Source organism: Bacillus silvicola (assembly GCF_050524305.1).
Taxonomy (GTDB): Bacteria; Bacillota; Bacilli; order Bacillales; family Bacillaceae_G; genus Bacillus_A; species Bacillus_A cereus_AT.
In genome coordinates this window covers 789,678-810,662 of record NZ_JBNGVC010000001.1, presented here as the reverse complement: position 1 = coordinate 810,662, position 20,985 = coordinate 789,678, and the positions used below count along the sequence as shown (strand labels likewise).

Sequence of the window (20,985 nt, the reverse complement as noted above, 5' to 3'; positions counted from 1 at the left end):
TTGCTATCTTATAAAATAGCAATCTCCTTTTATTATATTAAACTTATTTACTTGCTTTCATTGCTTTATCTTTTGCACCAAAAGTGTATTTTAACATTGGTGGTGTAATCATTGTAGTTAAAATAACGACAATAACGATAGCTGTAAAGTAATCTTGTGCTAATAGTCCAGAAGAAAGTCCTGTACCTGCGATGATAAGTGCAACCTCACCACGAGAGACCATACCAGCACCGATAATTGCAGAAGACTTTGCATCAAATCCAGTCATGCGTGCACCAAATCCACAACCGATTAGTTTCGTTAATACAGCGATAACTGTTAATGCTAAGATGAACCAAATTTGATTACCAATACCATCAAATGTAATATTCATACCGATACTTACGAAGAATACTGGTACGAACATTGCGTAAGCGATTGGTTCTACTTTCTTTTCTACTTCATGTTTGTAGTTCGTTTGAGAAATTGCGATACCAGCTGCGAAAGCACCGATAATACCAGCAATTCCTAATAATTCGCCGAAATATGCGAATGAGAAACAGATAATAAGAGCCGCGCTCACGATAGACTCAGATACGCGTAGTGGTGATAACCAACGCATAATCGCTGGAACACCTTTCCATCCGATTAAAATAATAGAGGCGAAGAATACAACTTTCTTCAAGATAACCATTGTTAAGTTAACATCGTCTGTACCTAAGAAGCTCATTGCGAATGCTAATAAAATAACGACAAGAATGTCATCAAATACAGCTGCTCCAAGCATCGTTGTACTTTCACGTGTTTTCATCTTACCTAAATCGCGAAGTGTTTGAACGGAAATACTAACACTTGTCGCACATAGAAGTAATCCTAAAAATACAGCGTTCCCTTGTTCCATTCCCATAACAAGACCGGAAACATAACCACCTACGAATGGAAGAATGATACCTCCGAGTGCAACTGCTAAAGAAGAGTTACGATTTGCATTTAATTCTTCTAAGTCTGTTTCAAGTCCAGCCATAAACATTAAAAGAATAACACCAACATTACTTAATTGTGTTAGAAGTTCTGAGTTTTCAATCCAACCTAATACAGCTGGACCGATAACGATACCGACAATTAATTTACCGAGTACAGAAGGTTGACCTAATCTAACACTAAGGTCACCAGCAAGCTTTGTACTTAATAAAATAAGTGCAATTTGAAAGAAAAATTCGAATTCCATTTGATCCTCTCCTTATCACTTTGTATTTTTATTAAACGATTTCTCGGAATTTGCCTAATGAAAATATGTAAAACCCATTAAACAAAGGGTCTGATTACAAGTTCTTTTGAACTCGTAATTTGAACCTGTAATCAATATATAATAAAATTTATAAAAAATCAATGAAAAAATAGCAGATTTTCATGATGGGATTCGATTTAGATATGGAGGGAATCAATATATAATAAGAAGAAATAAGGATACATTTTTAATGAATTGGAGAATGGAATATGTTAATAAATAAACGCTTTACAATTGGAGAAATGGCAAAAATGCATAATATCGCGGAATCTACATTAAGGTATTATGATGAAAAAGGAATTTTTCATCCGTCTATTGTCGATCCGCAAACGAATTATCGTTATTACACAATTGATCAGTTTTCACTGTTAGATACGATTAAATTTTTACGACAGTTAAATATTCCGTTAAAGGAAATTAAGAAATATATTGATGAGCGGAATCCATCTTATGCGCTTAATTTACTTGAAAAGCAACAAGAAATGATGTTAAAGAAGCAAAGAGAAATTGAGTATGCTTTGGCAAAAATGGAGCATAAAATCCATTTAATGAAGAAAGCGACGAAATCTGAAGCGAATCAAATTATTTATAAAAAGATACCGAAACGAAAAATTACAGCAATTGCAGTTGCGCCTAATACAACGGATGATATGTTTGAGTATTATATCCATTCATTGCAAAAAAATATGAAGCAAATCGATAATAGTTTATTTTCAGGAGATATCGGTGTAACAGTCTCAAAAAAAGCATTAATGCAAAATGAGTTTCAAGCATATAACAGTGTGTTTATTCTTTTAGATTACATGCCTTTTCAAGTACATACTTCAGATGAAATAAAAGAAGGGATATTTGCTTGTTCTTATCACCATGGACCATATGAAGAAACAGACACAACGTATATGGAATTATTAAGGCACATTGATAACGAAGGATATGAAGTGTGCGGAGATGCACTGGAACTTGCATTAATTGATTGGTCCGTAACAGAAAATCCGGAGGAGCAAGTAACGGAAATTCAAATACCTGTTATTAAAAAGACAAATAAAAAATAGGCTTATATATTTTTCAATTCTCTCTTGACCTTCAAGTTACTTGAAGGTTTAAACTGTGAACAGAGCGTTGAAAAAAGGAGCATATTAGTATGGAAGCAACAGAAAAATTAAGAGAAAAACCGATAAAAAGTTTATTTATTTCATATTTAATACCAGCAGTTCTCGGAATGGTATTAATGTCAGTTAATATTGTGATTGATGCGGTCATGATTAGTAGGGGAGTTGGAGCGAACGGTTTAGCAGGAGTAAACGTGGCTATTCCAGCATTTTCGATTTTCTTCTCCATTTCATTATGGATTGGAATGGGTGGAGCAACATTATATTCGATTGCACTAGGCGAAAATAAACTTGAAAGAGCAAGGTCTATTTTTACGCAATCTATGACAGTAGCAGTTATTATCGTAGGCGTTTTAGCGGCTATTTGCGTATGGAGAATAGAAGATTTAGCATACTTATTCGGTGCAAATGAAGTGATTTTACCGTATGCGTTAGACTATTTACACGTGTTATTAACATTTGGAATGATATACGTGTTAGAAAATATTTTAAGTACATTTATACGAAATGACGGAAATCCTAATTTAGCAATGGCGGGTCTTGTTGTCACGGCTGTATTAAATATAGTATTTGATTATATCTTTATTTTCATCTTTGGATGGGGCGTAACAGGTGCTGCTTCAGCGACTATTCTTTCAGCAGCGATTGGTTTCCTCGTATTATTATCTCACTTCTTTAGAAAAAGTAGTATTTTAAAATGGACGAAATTCCATTTTGAATGGGATACGATTAAACAAATTATGGTGATTGGTTTCCCGAGTTTTACAGCAGAAAGTACAGTAGCAATCGTAACGATTGGTTTTAACATCGCATTCGTTCAATATGCAGGAGAAGTAGGAGTCGCTTCCTATGCGATGGTGAATAGCATTCATGCGATGACATTACTATTATTCTTCGGTGTTGGAGCAGCATTACAACCAATCGCAAGTTTCCATTACGGTGCAAATTTATCAGAAAGATTGCGTGAAGGATTACAGTTTGCTGTGAAAATTGCGGTTGTACTCGGAGGCATTGCGATAATTGTCGGATTATTCTTCGGGAAATATATCATTGGTCTATTTGATGTCCAATCGCCAGATCTATTGGAGTTAACGTTAACAGGTATTAGCTTGTTCTTTATCCAATACGTATTTTTAGGCTACAACATTGTGTATGGAGAGTACTTCCAATCAGTGCGACAAACGAAAAAATCGGTACTTATTATAATGAGCCGAGGGTTACTATTTATTATTCCGTTGTTATGGATTATGCCAAAGATATTTGGAATAAACGGAATTTGGCTCGTTATGCCAGTTGCGGAAGTATTGACAGCAATTATCGTATTTACGATGAATCGTATGAAACATCCTGTTCCGTTAAATATGGCAGGAAAGAAAGAAGCAATATAGTGAAGAAAATCCCCTTGAGCAAGTAAGGGGATTTTTTTCATTCTTTTAAACTAATCGCAAAAGACCCATCCGTTTCTTGAACAGACGCAAAAGCCACGTTTTTAATATTTGTAACGCCTTTCTCCTTTAACTCTGCATGTAACCACTTTTCGTTTTTATGGATTAACTTTAAGTTATCGTATTGAATTTGTGAATCAACGATAAGAGCAATTGGTAACCCTGCATACTTAACATCTATATTCATATCTTTTGGAGTCAATGGTACGAGTTCTCTCTTTGGCAAAATACTTATAGATCCATTGGATTCTAAAATTGCATATTCAATTTCATGAACACTTGGATATCCGGCGACGCGAAGGTTAGAAAGCAATTCGGGTATTGGATATCTACTTTTTTGTAAATTCTCAAAAATAATATCACCATGTTTAATTAAAATAATGGGGTGTCCGAGAATAAAACGATTTAGTTTGTTGAGTAAGCTTAATTTTGTAAGTAGTAAATGCAAACATGTAATAACAACCATACCGAGAAATGCTTGTAAAGCACCAGCGACTGGTATGGCTTGAAAAGCTAAATAAGATAAAAAGATAATAGCCCCAAAATCATGAGGAGTTAGTTGTGCCAATGCAGATTTACCAAGTAGCTTAAGTGATAGTAAAAATAAGATGAAAAAGAACGATACATTAAATAAAAAGAGAAGCAATAGGGACACTCCTTCGTGCGAAGTTGTACTTACTATTCCCGAAAGTAGTATAAATATTACCTTTTATAGGATGAATTAGGGTGAATTGGAATTTGGCTGTATACAAACAAATAAATGGATATTATGATGAAGGAAGTAAAGGGAATAGGAGTATATGGATATGAGAAAGAAGAAAATAATTAAGTACATTTTAGTTGTTATAATGATCTTCGCCGTGTATGCGGGGTTTTTACAATATAACATCTATAAGCATGGGCATATGAATGCCACCTACGATGCGGATTATATAATTGTACTAGGATCGAAAGTAAATGGAATAAAACCTTCTTATTCATTGCAATATCGTATTGATAAAGCAGCTGAGTATTTAAAATCACATGAGAAAACAATTGCTATCGTATCTGGAGGCCAAGGAAAAGGTGAAGATATTACAGAAGCATTAGCGATGAAACAAGGATTAATGAAACAAAATATTGCAGAAGACCGCATTATAATGGAAGACCGTTCGACGAGCACAGATGAGAATATTAAATTTTCAAAACCTCTTATCCCTGAACATCTGAAAAAAGGGATGATTGTAACGAACGATTTTCATATGTTCCGAGCGAAAAAGATTGCAGAAAAACAAGGATTGATATTAGAAGGTCTTCCGGCGAAAACACCGAAACCAATTATTATTCAATCGAACGTTCGAGAATATTTAGCGATTACGCAATATTGGTTTATGAATCGAATATAGTAAAAGTAATCCCGCCCGAAATTCGAGGCGGGATTTATTTTGAGGAAAATCTTACAAAACTGTCATCTTAATGAAAGGTAAAGCGATAGTTTCTAAAGTGGTTTCCTGACATAATGAAGGTAACAAAAAACTTTAGAGGTGAATCGGATGAAAGGGAATAATATTTTATCTTCGCTATGTTACTTTAGTATCTTTTTTGCACCGTTTTTACTGCCAATTATCGTTTACTTCGTTGCGGAAGACGAAGTAAAACATCATGCAAAAAAAGCATTTTGGTCACATGTTTTTCCATACGCAATTTTATTTGGAGGATTAGCATTATCAGGGGTATACGGTTTAAGTTTCAATCAGTCTGAGAGCGTTGGAATTGGGATGGTTATAACGTATGCAGTGTTTATTTTAGTAGGGATTTATTATTTCATTTGGAATATCGTTAAAGGAATTAAAGTTTTGAAAGCAGCGTAACAAGAATTGTATAACAGCATATTAATCCGAAGTTATTTAGCGATAGGTTAATATATTGAAATTGTCGCTAATATAATTTCATTTACCATAATAAAAGATACTGTAAAAAAAGAGCAATTCAAAAAGAATTGCTCTTTTTATGCTTATAAGTTGTGAATATTGAAAAAGATGTGTTAATTTTTCATTATGAAGAGAAAAAAGGAGTGATTTTTATGAGTGAGATGATACATAAAATGGAGCAACACGTTTCAGTTCGTAAATATAAAGAAGAACCAATTTCAAAAGAGGTAGTAGAAAGAATGGTGCAAGCTGCACAACATGCGGCTTCCTCACATTTTGTACAGGCGTATTCTGTTATATATGTAACAGATCAGGAACTAAAGAGTAAACTAGCTGAATTATCCGGGAATCGTCATGTGAAAGACTGCGCAGCATTCTTTGTTTGTTGTGCAGACTTAAAACGACTTGAAATGGCGTGTGAAAAACATGGTACAGAGATAAAACATGAAGGAGTGGAAGACTTTATCGTTGCGACGGTAGATGCTTCACTTTTTGCACAAAACTTAGCACTTGCAGCTGAATCATTAGGATACGGTATTTGTTATATTGGTGGAATTCGTAATAACCCGAGAGAAGTGAGTGAATTGCTTCATTTACCGGATAAAGTATATCCTGTGTTTGGAATGACAGTCGGTGTGCCAGATGAAGAACATGGAGTTAAACCACGTTTACCGGTAGCGGCCATTCTTCATGAAAATGGATATGATGAAACGAAATATGCTGAATTATTAAACGAATACGATGAAACGATGAGTGCGTATTACAAAGAAAGATCGTTAAATCAAAAAAACGTAACATGGACAGAATCAATGAGTTCATTTATGTCCAAAGAGAAAAGAATGCATATGAAAGAGTTTTTAAATGAAAAAGGATTAAATAAGAAATGAGTAAAAAGGCAAACCTGTGATGCGGGTTTGTCTTTTTTGGAGGAGAAATGTGATTGTTTTCGAATTGGTATAGAGGGAGGCGATAATATGAAAAAAGCTTTAATCTTTTTATTTGATGGCTTTGCAGAATTTGAAGTGAATATAGCGAGTTTATTTTTGACAAGTAAGGAGTTCGAAATAATAACAGCAACGGTAGACGGAAAAACAGTTACAGGAGAAGGCGGATTTTTGTGTCAACCACATGTCTCTATAGAGAATATTGAAGTAGTGGATTACGAAGTGTTTATTGTACCAGGAGGACATATTTTTGATCATTTAGAAAATGAAAAGTTGTTATCTATCGTGAACAAATTACATAAGCGAAATAAATGGATAGCGGGTATTTGTGCAGGGACATCTTTACTACATGCAGCAGGCGTACTTAATAAGAAGAAATTCTCAACATCATTAACTCCAGATGAAGAACACTTAGCAGATCTACATGAATGGAAATATAAACAAAAGAAAGATGTAACTGTGGATGGTAAGGTTATTACAGCGGTAGGGTCTGCATATGTTGAATTTGCAGTTGAAATAGTGAGGCAGCTTCATTTATTTAATGAATTTGAAGTGAATGAGAACTTACAATACTTTAAAAATATAACGGGACTTTGCGATGAAACTTTAGTTTAAGTGAATAGCTTTATATTAATACCTAAGTTTAGAAAGCTGTCGATTCTTTCTGAACTTAGGTATTTTGTTTGTTATCATATACGTAGAAATAAAAATTAATAAATTTTTACAAAAGTGATAGAAAATGAGAATGAAATGCCAATAGTAAGTAAAAGCAGCTGCTAAAGAGGAACTGAGGAAGGAAGATGCTTATGATTTTCAATTCTGAAGAGGATTTAATTATAGCTATGAAAAAACATGATCAAGATGCTTTGAAAGAAGTGATTGATCAATATGGAAAATTAATTTTGTACATTATTCATAAATCATTAAGTACCCCTATTGAAAAACAATATGTGGATGATTGTTATAACGATGTATTTACTGTCATTTGGTTTAATATCGACCAATTTGATACAGAAAAGGGAAACTTAAAATCTTGGATGATTGGTATTACTAAATTGAAGGCATTGGAATATAAAAAGAAAGTATATAAAGAGAATACAATCGATAAAGACGTAGAAATAGATACAGGTGTCCATGATAGGTATGAAATAGAACAAGAAGAAGAAATTATGGAAATAGTTCAAGATTTAAATAAGAAAGATCGATATATTTTTTTAAAGAGGTATATTGATGGACATTCCATTGACGATATTGCGAAAGAATTAAAAGTAACGGCGGATTATATATACAATCGAATTTCTCGTGGGAAGAAAAAACTTCAAAAACTGTGGAAAGGGAGTGTGTAATATGGATAAAAGATTATTATCGATGTTAAATGAGCTCCAATATTCAGAGGAAGAAATTACACGTTTAGAGAAAGAGGCGGATGCTTCTATAAATATAGATAAGTACTATGTAAGAAATGGTGAACTGCTAAAAAAATTAACTTTACAAATGCTTGAAGAGTCAATTCGCGAAGAGTTACAAGAAAATGAAGAAATTGAGAATGAACTGTTAGTAGGAGAGGGATGCATGGTAAATACAAAAGTAATACCGAATATTTATACTGTAGGTGCAACTTTTTACTATTATATCGTTTTAACAAATAAAAGGTTGCTGATGAAAGGATTAGATTGTTATTTTAAAAAGGTAAATGAATACAGTATGTTAATAGAAGATATTCAAGCAATTTCACAACATAAAAAAATGAAAAACGTATACGGGATTAAATATAATAAAAAATATATCCAATTTGGAAGTATAGAGCACGAACAAGAACTAGCTATGATTATTATGAAATTAAGACAGCATGGAGTAAAAGAAGAGAAATATAAAGATTTTGAGAAAGGCTGGATGATTTATTTCAATGTTCTAGTCATAGTAACATCCGGTCTTTTATTTTTAAAATATTTAATGTAAAAAGCGGCCAAAAAGCCGCTTTTTATGTTGCAGTTAATATTCTAATGATGATCCTGTAGCTCTAAAATATTTTTCTCGTGAAGGAGTCATTACCCGGATTGCTAATAAACAGGAAAGGAAAAGAATGAGTAATGAGCTACTTATTACAGTAATTTGAACGGAAAGAAATTGTGCGGATGCCCCAATTGCTAAAACGAAAAAGATTTGGATGAAATTTTTTATGGAATCAAACACGCTATCGATACGTCCTATCATATGTACAGGAATGTTATTTTGATAAAATGTGATAAAGCCAGTACCTGCAAATGATGAAGAAATGCCAAGTAAAATGAAACCAGCTGCCGCGACGATAAATGAATTTGAAAAGGCGAAAATTACATAACCTATTGCTGTGAAGATCATACCGAATCCGATACAATGTTGAATTGGTAATCGTTTGGCAAGGAGAGAGACAAGAAATGAACCGGAAACGTAAGCGGCACCAGTTATACTAACAAGCATGCTATATTCCATGTCGGACAAAAGCAGTACTTGATTTGTGAATACAACTTCTTGTGAATCGAGTGCCATAGAAACAAGCATAGTCGCTTGAAATAAAACGAATATGAGAATTATGTAAGTTTCCGTTCGAGCGAATGAAAAGACTTGTTTCCAATCACTTCGTAATGTTTGTACGAAAGTATTTGCAACCTCTTCGTTTTGCTTTGTTTGTAATGTAATGTTAGGCAAGTAGTAAATGAGAATGGTAGAAAGTAGAAAGGAAAGTGAGTTGCAGTAAATAACAAAGGTTGCTGAGTACGTGGTGAGAAGTATTCCAGCAAGAGCTGGACCGATAATAAAAGCCCCGCTCGTACAAAAGTTATTCCAAGCGTTGAATTGAGCGCGTTCTTCAGCTCGTATGAGCATTGTTTTATAAGTAAATGAAGCTGGATCGAAAAATGATGTAGCAATGCGAGTTAAAAAGATAAAAATATAAATGGCCCAAATAGAATCAAATAGTGGAATACAGCCAATGAGAGCTGCACGAATGATATCTGTGATGAGCATAATGGACCGTTTGTTTAATCGATCTACTATGCTACCAGACCATATTTTTGTAACAACGGTGGCAATTGGGCCAACAATCCATAATCCTGCTACAGCAGCAGGGGAGTTTGTACTATTTAACACCATTAAGTTTAGAGCGATGAGATACATAAAATCACCTAAACGAGAAATTCCTGTTCCCGACAATAATAATAATTTATTTTTCATAAACAAATGGCCCTTTCTTTCATTGTTTTTTAATCCTGCAGGAAATAGCGTATTCCTCTTCAGAGTTTGATTGACGAGCGGTTTTGTTTTCCCAACGTAATAAAACTTGTGTAATCTCCCAAGTAAGCTGTTGTAATTCCTCCGGAGTTAAAAATAGATGAGATACAATATGGCTACCTGTATTCGTTCCTTCTGTGCCACTTTCTTCAATATAGAAATGAGCCGCTTTTGCTTTATAATATTTTTCAATAATTCCGCGTTTTTCCTTCGTGTCTACTAATTCAAGTAACCCTCCATCATATAAAATTTGAACGTGATAATGTACGCTGCCAGCAGTTTTATTTAGTTTAGTAGCTACTTGTTTTGCAGTGAGTACTTCGTCTTTTAAAAGGTGAAGAATTTGAATACGAGTTGCATTGGAAATGAGCTTCTGCTGCTCAGCTGAAATAGTAAGTCTATCATCAAACATTATGGCATCTCCTTTCTTATAATCTAAATTTATTGTACATTCTAAAAAATTAGAACGTAAGGAAAATAAATCTCCTTTTTTCTCTGTATTTCGACATAAATAAAAATAGCATGTACATAGACATGCTATTAAGTGATAGTAGATTCTTCACTAAGTTTCCCGCAATAAAACAGGTAAAGCCATATAAAACTAACAAAAATACAGCATATAGCTAGTAAACTACCAATAATTTGAGGAGAAAGGATTTCTAATAGCCATCCAGTAATGAACATAGATAACTGTATAAGTGAACCATAAATAGAATAATGAAATGAAAAAACTTTACCCATCATATTTTCGTGCGTGTAAGTTTGAAGTAATGTCGTATCCAGTGGAACGATGATTCCTCCTGCTATGCGCATGCAGAGCAATGTAATGATACCGATAATAAGTTGATTAGATAAAATGAATCCGAGAAAGAAAATTCCTTGTAGTAAGTAGGCCCAACCAAATGCTCTTTTCATTTTTTCTTCATTTTTAGATATATATAAGTTAACGAGAAGACTACCAATCATAAGCCCAGCTCCTTGAACTGTATATAAAATTCCAATGTTAGAGTGGAAAATTCTTTCGGCATAGATTGTTAGAAGTAGCTGATAAGCCCCTCCAATAATGCCCCATGAAATTCCGACAAGAATTAAAGTTAAGATGATTTTTTGCTGCATTATGTATGTATAACCATCTTTTATATCAGTGAAAAACGCTTTTTTCGTGCTAAAAGTATTACGAGAAGGGATCTTCATTCTATGAATAATAAAGGCTGAAATAAAGTATGATAGGCTGTTCATTAAAAAAGCGACCTCAATACTTAAAGCTTGTGCGATAATCCCACCTAAAGAAGCCCCCATAATAGACATAAAACCATTAATTGTACTAGAAAGAGAGTTAGCGGTTACTAAATGATTTTGGTTTACGATATTCTTTAGAGTTGATTGCTTAGCGGGCTCAAATAAGCAAGAAAGTACTGATAAACATATATTAGAAATGAAAATAATCTCGATTTTATAGATCGCTAATAAATAAGTGAGGACGATAATTCCTCGTAAAATATCGGTGAAAATCATAATCTTTTTTTTCGAAAAACGGTCTACAATTCCGCCTATGAATGGGCTAAGAAGGAGTTGAGGTAATCCTTTACTCATAAAAGTGAGCGCCATCATAAATGGAGATTCTGTTATGCTATAGACAAATGTTAATAAAGCTACAGTATGAAACCAATCTCCAAGTACGCTTAACATTTGACCATAAAATAGTTTTTTGAAGTTTTTATTTGATTTAAGCAGTGTGGAATAAGAAACTGATTGCACTGACATAAAAATTACTCCCTATCTATTGGCGATGTTTGTACATGCTTTTTCCATTCACTTAAATACATTTTCTCTGCTTTATGTAGTCCAACAGGTAATTGTGCAATGAATTCTAAGCTATTTCCATCAGGATCGTTAAAATATACGGAGGCATGTGCTAATTCTGGAAAAACGATTGGCTCAATTGGCTCCATTCCAAAGTCTTTTCGCGCTGGAATTCCTTTCTGTTTGAGCCAGTGTATCGCGTCTTCTAAATCGTGTAAGCTTACTTGGAAAGCGATATGTCGTAAAGATGGATGATAAGTAACTTTGTATTCTTCTCCTTCCCAAAGGCCAATCCAACTTTCATTTTCTACAATCCAAAAGAAGGCGATATCTTTGTCTCTTTTATATAATTTTAGCCCCAGTGATTCATAAAAAGGTATCGAAATTTCTAAATTACAGACAGGTAAATGTGCTTCATAAAGACCTTTAATCATTATAATCCTCCTTAGTAAAAATGTTTCTTATTCCATAGTAAACGATTTCTTGTTAGTTGAAATCACAAAAAAGATGGACATAAATTCATACGAAAGTATGAAAAAACAGCTCAAATATGAGCTGTTTTCGTATAGTTTTTAGTTAACATATTTCATTCATTTAGAGTTTAGCGAAAAGGATACGTATTATATTTAAAACCCTCCGCCGCCACCCCAACAGCTACATCCGATAATGATTAGAAGGATGAATAGTACGATGAGTAAAGCAAATCCACCGCCGAAACCAGCGCAACTACCACCAAAGCTCATGTTTTTTCCTCCTTTTTAGGAAATTAATCTATATAACTAATGGATTACTTTATAAGATATGTTTTTTATTTGGAAAAGGAGCAAGTCTTACTTTTAATTAGACAAGAGCCTGTGAGCTAATTTAGATATGGCATACACTTAGTTTCATAGCACTTTTTGAAAAGGGTAAAACAATATGGAAAGGTATAATAGGTGGATGTAGCTTACAATTACATTAAAATTTCTTTTCATAAATATAAAATTTGTAAAAAAAACCATTTTTTTATTTTTTTATCGGTAAAAATGTACTATAATTTTACAAGTAATATTATGGGAAAAGGGAGTTTTAGTGTAGAGATGGAGATGGGACAATTACACAATAAAATAGAACACAAAAAGAAAGAGTTAATTCAACTTGTTGCTAGGCATGGATTAGATCATGATAAAGTTTTGTTATTTAGTCGAGATTTAGATATACTAATTAATAAGTTTATGAATATAAAAGACAAAGTATGTAAGTGATTAATCTTTAATTTTTTATATTAGGATTATTTACTGATAAAGGAGAGAACAGTTATTGGAACATTTACAAGAAGAGTTGTATAAACAAATAAAAGAAGAAAAAGGTGCAGTTACTATATTCTTAAAGAGCGGAGTAAGAATAGTAGGGGAAGTAGCTGGAGTAGATAGATTTACAGTATTAATGTTAGTAGATGGAAAACAACAACTTATTTATAAGCAGGCAATATCAACAATTATGAACTAAGACACTCGAAATGAGTGTCTTAGTTCATAATTAAATGGTTACTGCTTGCATGCTTCAACGTCAATGCCAGCAGCGAGTAATTTTTTTTCTCCGTCTTGTTCAATGATTTTTTGTAATTTAGATAAGAAAGAGTCAAAATCTGTATGTTTACCAACTTGGAAAGTCATTTTATGCTCAATTGGTAGCCAAGTATCAATATCAGCTTCGTTATGCTGAATTTTCACTTCAAGTTTATCAAGCGCGTTAGCAACTTTTGCTTCATACGTTTCTTTCGCTTCGAATTCCATCCATAAATCGTATAATTCTTCGCCAAGAGAACCTTCTAGTGTACGTTTAATATTTAAAATAGCCTCTTGTTCGTTTTTTTGTTTTTGTAATTGTAATTCACGGCTATTCATCGTATCAAAGGCGGGGATATCACCGGCTTCTGCTTCAACAAGATCGTGAATTATGACCATCTTAAGTAATTTTTCTATGTTTACTTTTTGATCCAAATAAGGCTCAACTAAGATAGCCATTAAGGACATACGCCAAGTATGCTCTGCAACACTTTCTTGACGTCCGTTTGAAAGCCAACTGTGTCGCATTTCGTATTTTAGTTTTTCTGCTAATGCAATGACCTGTAAAATATTATGTTCCATAGGAATCCTCCTCACATTGCTATATTATAATTCTAGTATAGAAATGAAATGTGTCAATTATATTGTTGTATTGCGATAGATAGATTATAAACGAATAATGAATATTATATGTAAAAACGCATTATTAAAATGAAAAAATATTTTATAAAAATGAAAAGAAAGGGCAGGAATATGGGAGACGAAAATCAAGTATTAGCTAGACCACAAAGAAAAAAAGGAAGTTTGATATTTCTAGCCCAATTGGTATTATAGTAGGTTTTGTGATTGTAATAGCGGCAATCATGTTTGGCGCGGTGGAATAAAAGGTTTTAAAAACTTCTTAGATGTCTCATCTATTTTAATTGTCGTAGGGGGGATAACAGCGACAATCGTTGTGGTATATAGATTTGGAGAAATAAAAAAATATATGAAAAGTATTTTTATTGTTTTACATAGAAGAGAAGAAGATTTAGAACAGTTAACTGATTTGTTTGTTGATTTTTCAAAAAAAGTCGAAAAAATATGGGTTACTTTCATTAGAAGTTGATGGAGAGCAAGTAGACAATCTTTTTATTCAAAAGGGAATTCGTTTAATGTTAAGCGGCTATGATGAAGCGGAATTAAAAAAAGTGTTAATGAAAGATGTTGAAACTGAAGTGTATGAGTTAAGAAAAGGCGCAACATTATTAGATAAATTTCACATGGAAAAAATGATGAAAAAGCAGTTTCAAAAAAGCACATGGATGAATTGTATAAAAAGTTAAAAGTATATGTGGATAATAATGGTGTTAGTCAAGTGAATGTATACCGAGAAGATACAGGTGTTAGCATCGTTATAGTAGACAATTTAATATTCGATAAGGGTGATGCGAATGCTAAGCCGGAAACGAAAGAAGTAATTAGTCAATTAGTAGGGTTCTTCCAATCGGTACCAAATCCAATTGTTGTGGAAGGACATATAGACAGTAGACCGATTCATAATGAAAAATTCCCTTCCAACTGGGAATTATCTTCGGCGTGTGCAGCTAATATGATTCATCATTTAATTGAAGTATATAATGTGGATGATAAAAGGTTAGCATCGGTATGATATGCAGACACAAAACCAGTAGCGCCAAATGATTCACCACAAAATTGGGAGAAGAACCGCCACGTTGTAATATATTAAGGAATAATATATTTCTATTTTAGTAATAAAATAATAAAAATACGGAATTTCTTTTAAAAAAATATTAAATTTTATCGTTTTATTTTGTATAATGAGTGAGAATGATAAGGTGAAATATTAAGATATTTTTATACATAGTAAGGAGAGAACCGAAAAGAATGGCACATAAAATTTTAGTTGTAGATGATGCGATGTTCATGCGAACAATGATTAAAAACTTGTTGAAAAGTAATTCTGAATTTGAGGTTATCGGTGAAGCAGAAAATGGGGTAGAAGCAATCCAAAAGTATAAAGAGCTTCGACCTGATATTGTAACACTAGATATTACGATGCCTGAAATGGACGGACTTGAAGCATTAAAAGAAATTATGAAAATTGATTCGAGTGCAAAGGTTGTCATTTGTTCCGCGATGGGACAACAAGGTATGGTATTAGATGCAATTAAAGGCGGGGCAAAAGACTTTATTGTAAAGCCATTCCAAGCGGATCGTGTAATCGAAGCTTTAACAAAAGTAGCAAACAGCTAATATAGAAGGGGTGCCACAAGGAATCAAAACAATGATAGTAGATAGGTATGTGGTCCCTTCTTTATTTTTTAAAACACTAAATCGTTATACATAAATGAAATGTTTGTTAGACAGATAGGGGATTAAAATGCAAACAGATCTATTAAATATATTTTTTGAAGAAGCAGAAGAACATTTACAGTCGCTAAATGAAAATGTGCTAAATTTAGAACGGAATCCTGCCGATATGGAAGTCGTAGGAGAAATATTCCGCTCAGCTCATACATTTAAAGGTATGTCTGCGAGTATGGAATTTACAGAAATGGCGGATTTAACGCATAAGATGGAAAGTGTTTTAGACGAAATTCGTCATGGTAATATGATGGTCAATGTTAATATTATTGATGTTATTTTTGAATGCATTGATAATTTGGAAAAGATGGTTGCAGATGTGCAGCAAGGCGGAATAGGTAATATAGATGTCATATCAACGAAATTTAAATTAGAAGCATTATTGAATGGAAATGCAGACGCCTCTATGGAAAATGCAGAGCAAGGTAGTAAAAACAACAATGATACAGTTTCGCATGAAGTGCACATAACAGTTGAAAAACAAGCTATTTTAAAGGCTGTACGTGCCATTATGTGTTTGGAAGCGTTACAAAAATTAGGGGAAATACAAAAAACGGTTCCGAGCATTGAAGAAATTGAAGCAGACGCTTTTGGATTTGAGTTTACAGTATATATGAATACGGATCGTAGTGTTGAAGAGTTGAAACAAGTAGTTCTTCACGTTTCTGAAATTGAGAAAGTAGAAGTGAAACAAGGGAAACATAAAGCGCAAGAAATAGTAGTACAAGAAGCCGTACCCGTGGAAGAAGCGTTTCAGCAGGTTGAAACTGCACAGTTGGAGTCACCTTTAGAGCTACCAACTCAACAAGTAAGCAATACGTTAACGAAAAGTACTACAAAAACGAAAAATGCTAAAGTAGAGAATCGTTCTATTCGTGTTCAGTTAGAAAAAATCGAAAGATTAATGAATATGTTTGAAGAAAGTGTAATTGAGCGAGGACGAATTGATGAATTAGCAGAAACAATTCAAAATAAAGAGTTAATCGAGCATTTAAATCGATTAGGGGATATTTCAAAAGATATTCAAAATGTACTATTAAATATGCGTATGGTACCAATCGAAACAATTTTCAACCGTTTCCCGCGTATGGTGCGCATGTTAGCGAAAGATTTAGGAAAAAAAATAGATTTACAAATTACAGGTGAAGGTACTGAAGTTGATAAAATTGTTATCGATGAAATTGGTGATCCGCTTGTTCATTTAATTCGCAATGCAATTGATCATGGGGTTGAGACAGTTGAAAAACGCCGTGATGCTGGAAAAAACGAAACAGGTACTATTAAATTAGAAGCGTTCCATAGTGGGAATCATGTCGTAATTCAAATTACTGATGATGGAAACGGTATCTATAAAGAGAAAGTATTAGAAAAAGCGATTAAAAATGGTGTTATAACAGAAACAGAGGCAAATAAATTAACGGATCGTGAAGTGTATGATCTTATTTTCCAACCGGGGTTTAGTACAGCGGAAGTTGTGTCGGATCTTTCTGGACGTGGTGTTGGATTAGATGTTGTTAAACATACAATTCATAGTTTAGGTGGGCATTTAATTATTGATTCTGAGGAAGGAAAAGGAAGTACATTCAGAATTGAACTTCCATTAACTTTGTCAATTATTCAATCAATGCTTGTTCAAACAAATGATACGCGTTATGCGTTCCCCCTTGGTAATATAGTCGAAGCGATTCGAATTCAAAAGGAAGACATTCAATCGTTACAAGGAAAAGATGTTTTAAATTATCGCAATCAAATTATTGAAGTGAAACATTTAAGCACTGTATTTGGTGAGGAAACAGAAGGTCATGCGTTTGCATCATATGATAGTCAAATGGTTCCAGTATTAATTGTTCGCAATTCATATCGCAGCTATGGACTTATTGTCAACACGATTATCGGACAAAGAGAAATAGTCTTAAAGTCATTAGGTGACTTCTTTGCAGAGAGTTCTAACTATTTCTCGGGTGCGACAATTCTCGGTGATGGACGAGTGGTCCTCATTTTAAACCCAGAAGGTTTATAATAGGAATGAAGGAAGCTCCCTACTTGTATACGATTGGGGAGCTTTTTAGTTAGAACTGTTAATTAAGTGTGTGACAACAGCCGTTTACAAATGTTGTGGAAATAAATACATGTTCACAATGTGGCTAATAAGTTTGGTAAAAAAACGAGTGTAATCGAAAGTTTATATCATAAAAGAAAAACAGAAATGAGGAGGCAGGGAAAATGCCTGAGCAACACACAAAAGGGGATACGAGCACTATTGTACTAGAGAAAGAAAATGAGCATTTAACGCCTCAAGAGTGCGATATTCTTGGCGAGATTGCAAATATATCATTTGGTTCAGCTTCGACGGTATTATCAACCATCTTGAATAGGCAAGTAAGTATTACTACTCCTCATATAGAATTGGTGGATTTATATGATACAAGTGATGTTGAAATTCCGCATGTTGTATTAAATATTCATTTCACAAAAGGATTAGATATGGAAAATCTTCTTGTTTTAAAGCAAGACGTCGCTTTATCTATTGCTGATTTAATGATGATGGGAACAGGGGTAGTTGAAGAAGGGAAAGAGCTCGGTGAACTAGAGCTAAGTGCAGTACAAGAAGCAATGAATCAAATGATGGGATTCGCAGCAACATCTATGTCAGAGTTCTTCCAGGATACAGTGGATATGTCACCACCTACAATTAAAGTTGTGAGACTTCAGGAAGAGATGGAGAAAATCTCTGGTATTGATGGAAGTAACGTAATTATTAAAGTATCGTTTGAATTAAAAATAGATAATCTTGTAGATTCTAAACTTGTGCAAATTGTTTCAGTTGAACATGCGAAACAAATGATAAAAAAATTATTACAATTATCTGGTGGTGTGGAAGAAGGAATAGAAAAGCAAGCGGAAATTATGGAAGCTGAGGTTGTAGAAGAACAGATTGAGAAAGAGCAGTTAACACAAGAAGAGAAAGATGTACTTGGGGAAATTGCGAATATTTCGATTGGATCAGCTTCAACAGTACTATCAACGCTTTTAAACAAACCAGTCTCTATTAGTACACCAAATGTAGAGGCAATTAATGTTCGTCATTATGATGGAGTACCAATTCCTTTTGTTATATTAAATGTCGATTTTGTTGAAGGATTAAAGAATGAGAACGTATTCGTGTTTACAAAAGACGTTGCTTTAACGATGGTAGATTTAATGATGATGGGAACGGGTGAAATTGATCCGGAGAAGGAACTAGGTGAATTAGAGTTAAGTGGTATTAAAGAAATCATGAACCAAATGATGGGGCATGCTGCAACAGCAATGTCAGAAATATTTAAAGAAAAGATGGATATGACACCACCAGATGTTAAATTTGTTTCGTTAAAAGAAGAAATGGAGTATTGGGGAGAAGCGATGGAAGTGGACGAGCTTGTTCAAATTACGTTTAACATTGAATTTGGTGACCTTCTTCAGTCAAAGATGTATCAAATACTACCAATTGCAGAAGCAAAAGAAATGGTTAGACGACTTCTTTATCCGATGGTGGAAGAGCAAGAAGAAATAGTTGAAGAAGTTATTGAAGAGGAAGGAATTCCTGCACCAGTCATACAGCCGATGGAATATCAAGAAGTTAAACAGGTAGAGCCAGTGTATATGGATGCATCTATTCTACAAAATGTAGAAATGAATGTTAAATTTGTATTTGGAAGTACAGTGAGGACAATTCAAGATATTTTAAGTCTACAAGAAAACGAAGCGGTCGTACTGGATGAAGATATTGATGAACCGATTCAAATTTATGTGAACGACGTATTGGTTGCGTATGGAGAGCTTGTAAATGTAGATGGGTTTTTCGGAGTAAAAGTGACGAAATCGCTATAGGGGTTTGAACAAATAGATGAAAAATGTAAAGTTTTTTCTAGTGAGTTTGCTATTTATATATATATGTACTTTCTTCCCATTGCAAGGGCAAGCGGAAGAAGTAATTGGACAAGAGCAAAATATAAGTGAATTGAATGAGAAAGAGGAGCAACATATAGAAAATCGGGAACAGCCAGAACGAACGGAAATGCCCCCGGTTGAAGATGAAAGAAAAGCAATAGAGAATGAGAAAGAACAACGAGAAGAAAGAAAGAAACAGACCGAGGAACCATTACAGTTAATAAGCAGGAATTAAAGGTTGGCGAAAAACTGCGAATTACTGTAGAGCCAAATGAAAAAAATATTAAAAGTGTAAAAGGTGTATTGCAATTACAACAAAATGGTGTGCAGTACAGGCAGGAAAGAGTAATATCTTTCGAGTATGAAGAAGAAACGAAACGATGGGTCGCCAATTACAAAGTCGGAATATATGATTTGCAAGGTGATTGGAATCTTCAGTTCGTTGAAAGCTATAAAGGAGATGAGAAGGAAGAAGTAGTAGAGAATGAATTAAATGTTCCGCTCATTCGAATAAATAATGAAACACCCACTATAGATAAAGAATTACCGAAGTTAGAGAAGGTTACTATTGATGAGGCGAACGAGAATTTTATTGAACGGAAAAAGGAAGAATCTGTTCATATACGAGTAAAGACGATAGATATAGAATCGGTTGTTAAAGAAGTGCGGGTTATATTAAAGGGAAAAGAAGAAAGTACCGATATTACATTTTTATTAGACTATAATAAACACGACATGGATTGGCAGAAAATAATTGAAATAACAGAAGCATTACCTATTGGTCAGCATCAACTTATTGTGGAAGTAACAGATGCGGCAGGTAACAAGCTTGTGACAGAGAGTGAATATATCATTTCTATTATCGAACCAAAAGTGAAAGATGATGAAAATATAGAAGAACATACGAATCAAAATAAACTAGAAGATAAGAAGGAAACTGAGAAGCAGGAAGATTCGAAAATGGAGACTCCGCTTCCGGAAGAAAAACTTCCAGTTGTTCAAATACCAAAGCAAGACGAGAAAGTAAACTATGTTATAAAAGAGCCGTTGAAAGAGAAAGAGGAAATCAACTATGTTATAAAAGAGCCGTTGACAGACAATAAGGAAGTAAATAATGGGAAGGCTCATAAAGATACAAAAAGCAAAAATGATAATCAAGTCGTTTCTAAAAAGAAAGAAAAAATAGAAGAACGACAAGAGAAAAAAGAAGAAAAAAGTGAACAGGGAGTACAAGCCTCTAATGTGTTTGCTATTATGTCAGGATTATTTGTACTATTTTTAGTTTTAAAGAGTAATAAAGAGTGGGGCTAATAATTTAAATGGTCTGTTACAGCTCTATTTCTCTTTGTATGGGTTATAGGTATCATATTGATTCGTATTCTATAATAAAAAA

Annotated in this window: 21 protein-coding genes and 3 pseudogenes; 16 read left to right on the top strand and 8 right to left on the bottom strand. The window is 33.7% G+C overall.

Annotation, left to right across the window (positions count from 1 at the left end; genetic code table 11):
* Positions 1-43 precede the first annotated feature (43 nt).
* Positions 44-1,207: a cation:proton antiporter gene (locus ACP6L7_RS04205; RefSeq protein WP_000393901.1), complete on the bottom strand. Its 1,164-nt coding sequence runs from the start codon at positions 1,205-1,207 to the stop codon at positions 44-46.
* Positions 1,208-1,476: 269 nt separating this feature from the next.
* On the opposite strand from ACP6L7_RS04205, the gene ACP6L7_RS04200 reads away from it, so the two are divergent.
* Positions 1,477-2,319 (top strand): MerR family transcriptional regulator, encoded by an 843-nt coding sequence (locus ACP6L7_RS04200; protein ID WP_097831668.1) that lies wholly within the window; start codon positions 1,477-1,479, stop codon positions 2,317-2,319.
* Between the two features lie 89 nt (positions 2,320-2,408).
* A complete protein-coding gene (locus ACP6L7_RS04195) occupies positions 2,409-3,764 on the top strand; it encodes an MATE family efflux transporter (RefSeq protein WP_097831667.1) in 1,356 nt (451 codons plus the stop codon).
* A gap of 37 nt (positions 3,765-3,801) precedes the next feature.
* Here the strand turns inward: ACP6L7_RS04195 and ACP6L7_RS04190 are convergent, their stop codons facing one another.
* On the bottom strand, positions 3,802-4,467 hold the full coding sequence (locus ACP6L7_RS04190) for a DUF421 domain-containing protein (RefSeq protein WP_071770104.1): 666 nt from the start codon (positions 4,465-4,467) through the stop codon (positions 3,802-3,804).
* Positions 4,468-4,627: 160 nt separating this feature from the next.
* On the opposite strand from ACP6L7_RS04190, the gene ACP6L7_RS04185 reads away from it, so the two are divergent.
* The 6 genes from ACP6L7_RS04185 (at position 4,628) to ACP6L7_RS04160 (ending at position 8,634) form a co-directional block, all read left to right on the top strand.
* Positions 4,628-5,206: a YdcF family protein gene (locus ACP6L7_RS04185; RefSeq protein WP_097831666.1), complete on the top strand. Its 579-nt coding sequence runs from the start codon at positions 4,628-4,630 to the stop codon at positions 5,204-5,206.
* Between the two features lie 147 nt (positions 5,207-5,353).
* Positions 5,354-5,671, top strand: coding sequence for a magnetosome magnetite crystal formation protein family (locus ACP6L7_RS04180; protein ID WP_078181280.1), 318 nt, complete (start codon positions 5,354-5,356; stop codon positions 5,669-5,671).
* A 212-nt stretch (positions 5,672-5,883) separates the two neighbouring features.
* On the top strand, positions 5,884-6,618 hold the full coding sequence (nfsA, locus tag ACP6L7_RS04175) for an oxygen-insensitive NADPH nitroreductase (protein ID WP_097831665.1): 735 nt from the start codon (positions 5,884-5,886) through the stop codon (positions 6,616-6,618).
* An 87-nt stretch (positions 6,619-6,705) separates the two neighbouring features.
* Positions 6,706-7,290, top strand: coding sequence for a DJ-1/PfpI family protein (locus ACP6L7_RS04170; RefSeq protein ID WP_097831664.1), 585 nt, complete (start codon positions 6,706-6,708; stop codon positions 7,288-7,290).
* A gap of 185 nt (positions 7,291-7,475) precedes the next feature.
* A complete protein-coding gene (locus tag ACP6L7_RS04165) occupies positions 7,476-8,021 on the top strand; it encodes a sigma-70 family RNA polymerase sigma factor (protein WP_141533347.1) in 546 nt (181 codons plus the stop codon).
* A 1-nt stretch (position 8,022) separates the two neighbouring features.
* Positions 8,023-8,634 (top strand): flagellar motor switch protein FliG, encoded by a 612-nt coding sequence (locus tag ACP6L7_RS04160; protein WP_097831662.1) that lies wholly within the window; start codon positions 8,023-8,025, stop codon positions 8,632-8,634.
* A gap of 33 nt (positions 8,635-8,667) precedes the next feature.
* On the opposite strand, the gene ACP6L7_RS04155 is transcribed toward ACP6L7_RS04160, so the two are convergent.
* From ACP6L7_RS04155 to ACP6L7_RS04135, 5 genes are all read right to left on the bottom strand, one after another.
* Positions 8,668-9,888, bottom strand: a complete 1,221-nt coding sequence (locus tag ACP6L7_RS04155; protein ID WP_097831661.1) for an MFS transporter — start codon at positions 9,886-9,888, stop codon at positions 8,668-8,670.
* Between the two features lie 19 nt (positions 9,889-9,907).
* On the bottom strand, positions 9,908-10,357 hold the full coding sequence (locus ACP6L7_RS04150) for an ArsR/SmtB family transcription factor (RefSeq protein ID WP_097831660.1): 450 nt from the start codon (positions 10,355-10,357) through the stop codon (positions 9,908-9,910).
* A gap of 128 nt (positions 10,358-10,485) precedes the next feature.
* Positions 10,486-11,709, bottom strand: a complete 1,224-nt coding sequence (locus ACP6L7_RS04145) for an MFS transporter (RefSeq protein ID WP_097831659.1) — start codon at positions 11,707-11,709, stop codon at positions 10,486-10,488.
* Between the two features lie 5 nt (positions 11,710-11,714).
* A complete protein-coding gene (locus ACP6L7_RS04140) occupies positions 11,715-12,182 on the bottom strand; it encodes a VOC family protein (RefSeq protein ID WP_071770098.1) in 468 nt (155 codons plus the stop codon).
* A gap of 192 nt (positions 12,183-12,374) precedes the next feature.
* Positions 12,375-12,491, bottom strand: coding sequence for a YjcZ family sporulation protein (locus tag ACP6L7_RS04135; RefSeq protein ID WP_000007805.1), 117 nt, complete (start codon positions 12,489-12,491; stop codon positions 12,375-12,377).
* A 282-nt stretch (positions 12,492-12,773) separates the two neighbouring features.
* Here ACP6L7_RS04135 and ACP6L7_RS04130 point away from each other — a divergent pair, with 282 nt between their 5' ends.
* Complete coding sequence (locus ACP6L7_RS04130; protein WP_097831851.1) at positions 12,774-12,992, top strand: aspartyl-phosphate phosphatase Spo0E family protein; 219 nt, start codon at positions 12,774-12,776, stop codon at positions 12,990-12,992.
* 55 nt (positions 12,993-13,047) lie between these two features.
* Entirely contained in the window at positions 13,048-13,236 is a 189-nt protein-coding gene (gene hfq, locus ACP6L7_RS04125; RefSeq protein ID WP_097831658.1) for an RNA chaperone Hfq, read from the top strand.
* Between the two features lie 38 nt (positions 13,237-13,274).
* Here hfq and ACP6L7_RS04120 read toward each other — a convergent pair whose 3' ends face one another.
* A complete protein-coding gene (locus ACP6L7_RS04120) occupies positions 13,275-13,877 on the bottom strand; it encodes an HD domain-containing protein (RefSeq protein ID WP_000400778.1) in 603 nt (200 codons plus the stop codon).
* Positions 13,878-14,048: 171 nt separating this feature from the next.
* Here ACP6L7_RS04120 and ACP6L7_RS04115 point away from each other — a divergent pair.
* The 6 genes and pseudogenes from ACP6L7_RS04115 to ACP6L7_RS04090 form a co-directional block, all read left to right on the top strand.
* Positions 14,049-14,551, top strand: a pseudogene (locus tag ACP6L7_RS04115) (MotA/TolQ/ExbB proton channel family protein); the annotation flags it as partial.
* Positions 14,551-15,024: pseudogene (locus tag ACP6L7_RS04110) on the top strand (OmpA family protein); the annotation flags it as partial. The pseudogenes ACP6L7_RS04115 and ACP6L7_RS04110, both read left to right, overlap by 1 nt.
* A gap of 158 nt (positions 15,025-15,182) precedes the next feature.
* Entirely contained in the window at positions 15,183-15,551 is a 369-nt protein-coding gene (locus tag ACP6L7_RS04105) for a response regulator (RefSeq protein WP_071770096.1), read from the top strand.
* A 127-nt stretch (positions 15,552-15,678) separates the two neighbouring features.
* Positions 15,679-17,682, top strand: coding sequence for a chemotaxis protein CheA (locus ACP6L7_RS04100; RefSeq protein ID WP_097831657.1), 2,004 nt, complete (start codon positions 15,679-15,681; stop codon positions 17,680-17,682).
* A 203-nt stretch (positions 17,683-17,885) separates the two neighbouring features.
* Positions 17,886-19,532 (top strand): flagellar motor switch protein, encoded by a 1,647-nt coding sequence (locus tag ACP6L7_RS04095; RefSeq protein WP_097831656.1) that lies wholly within the window; start codon positions 17,886-17,888, stop codon positions 19,530-19,532.
* Positions 19,533-19,548: 16 nt separating this feature from the next.
* Positions 19,549-20,903, top strand: a pseudogene (locus tag ACP6L7_RS04090) (transglycosylase).
* Positions 20,904-20,985 lie beyond the last annotated feature (82 nt).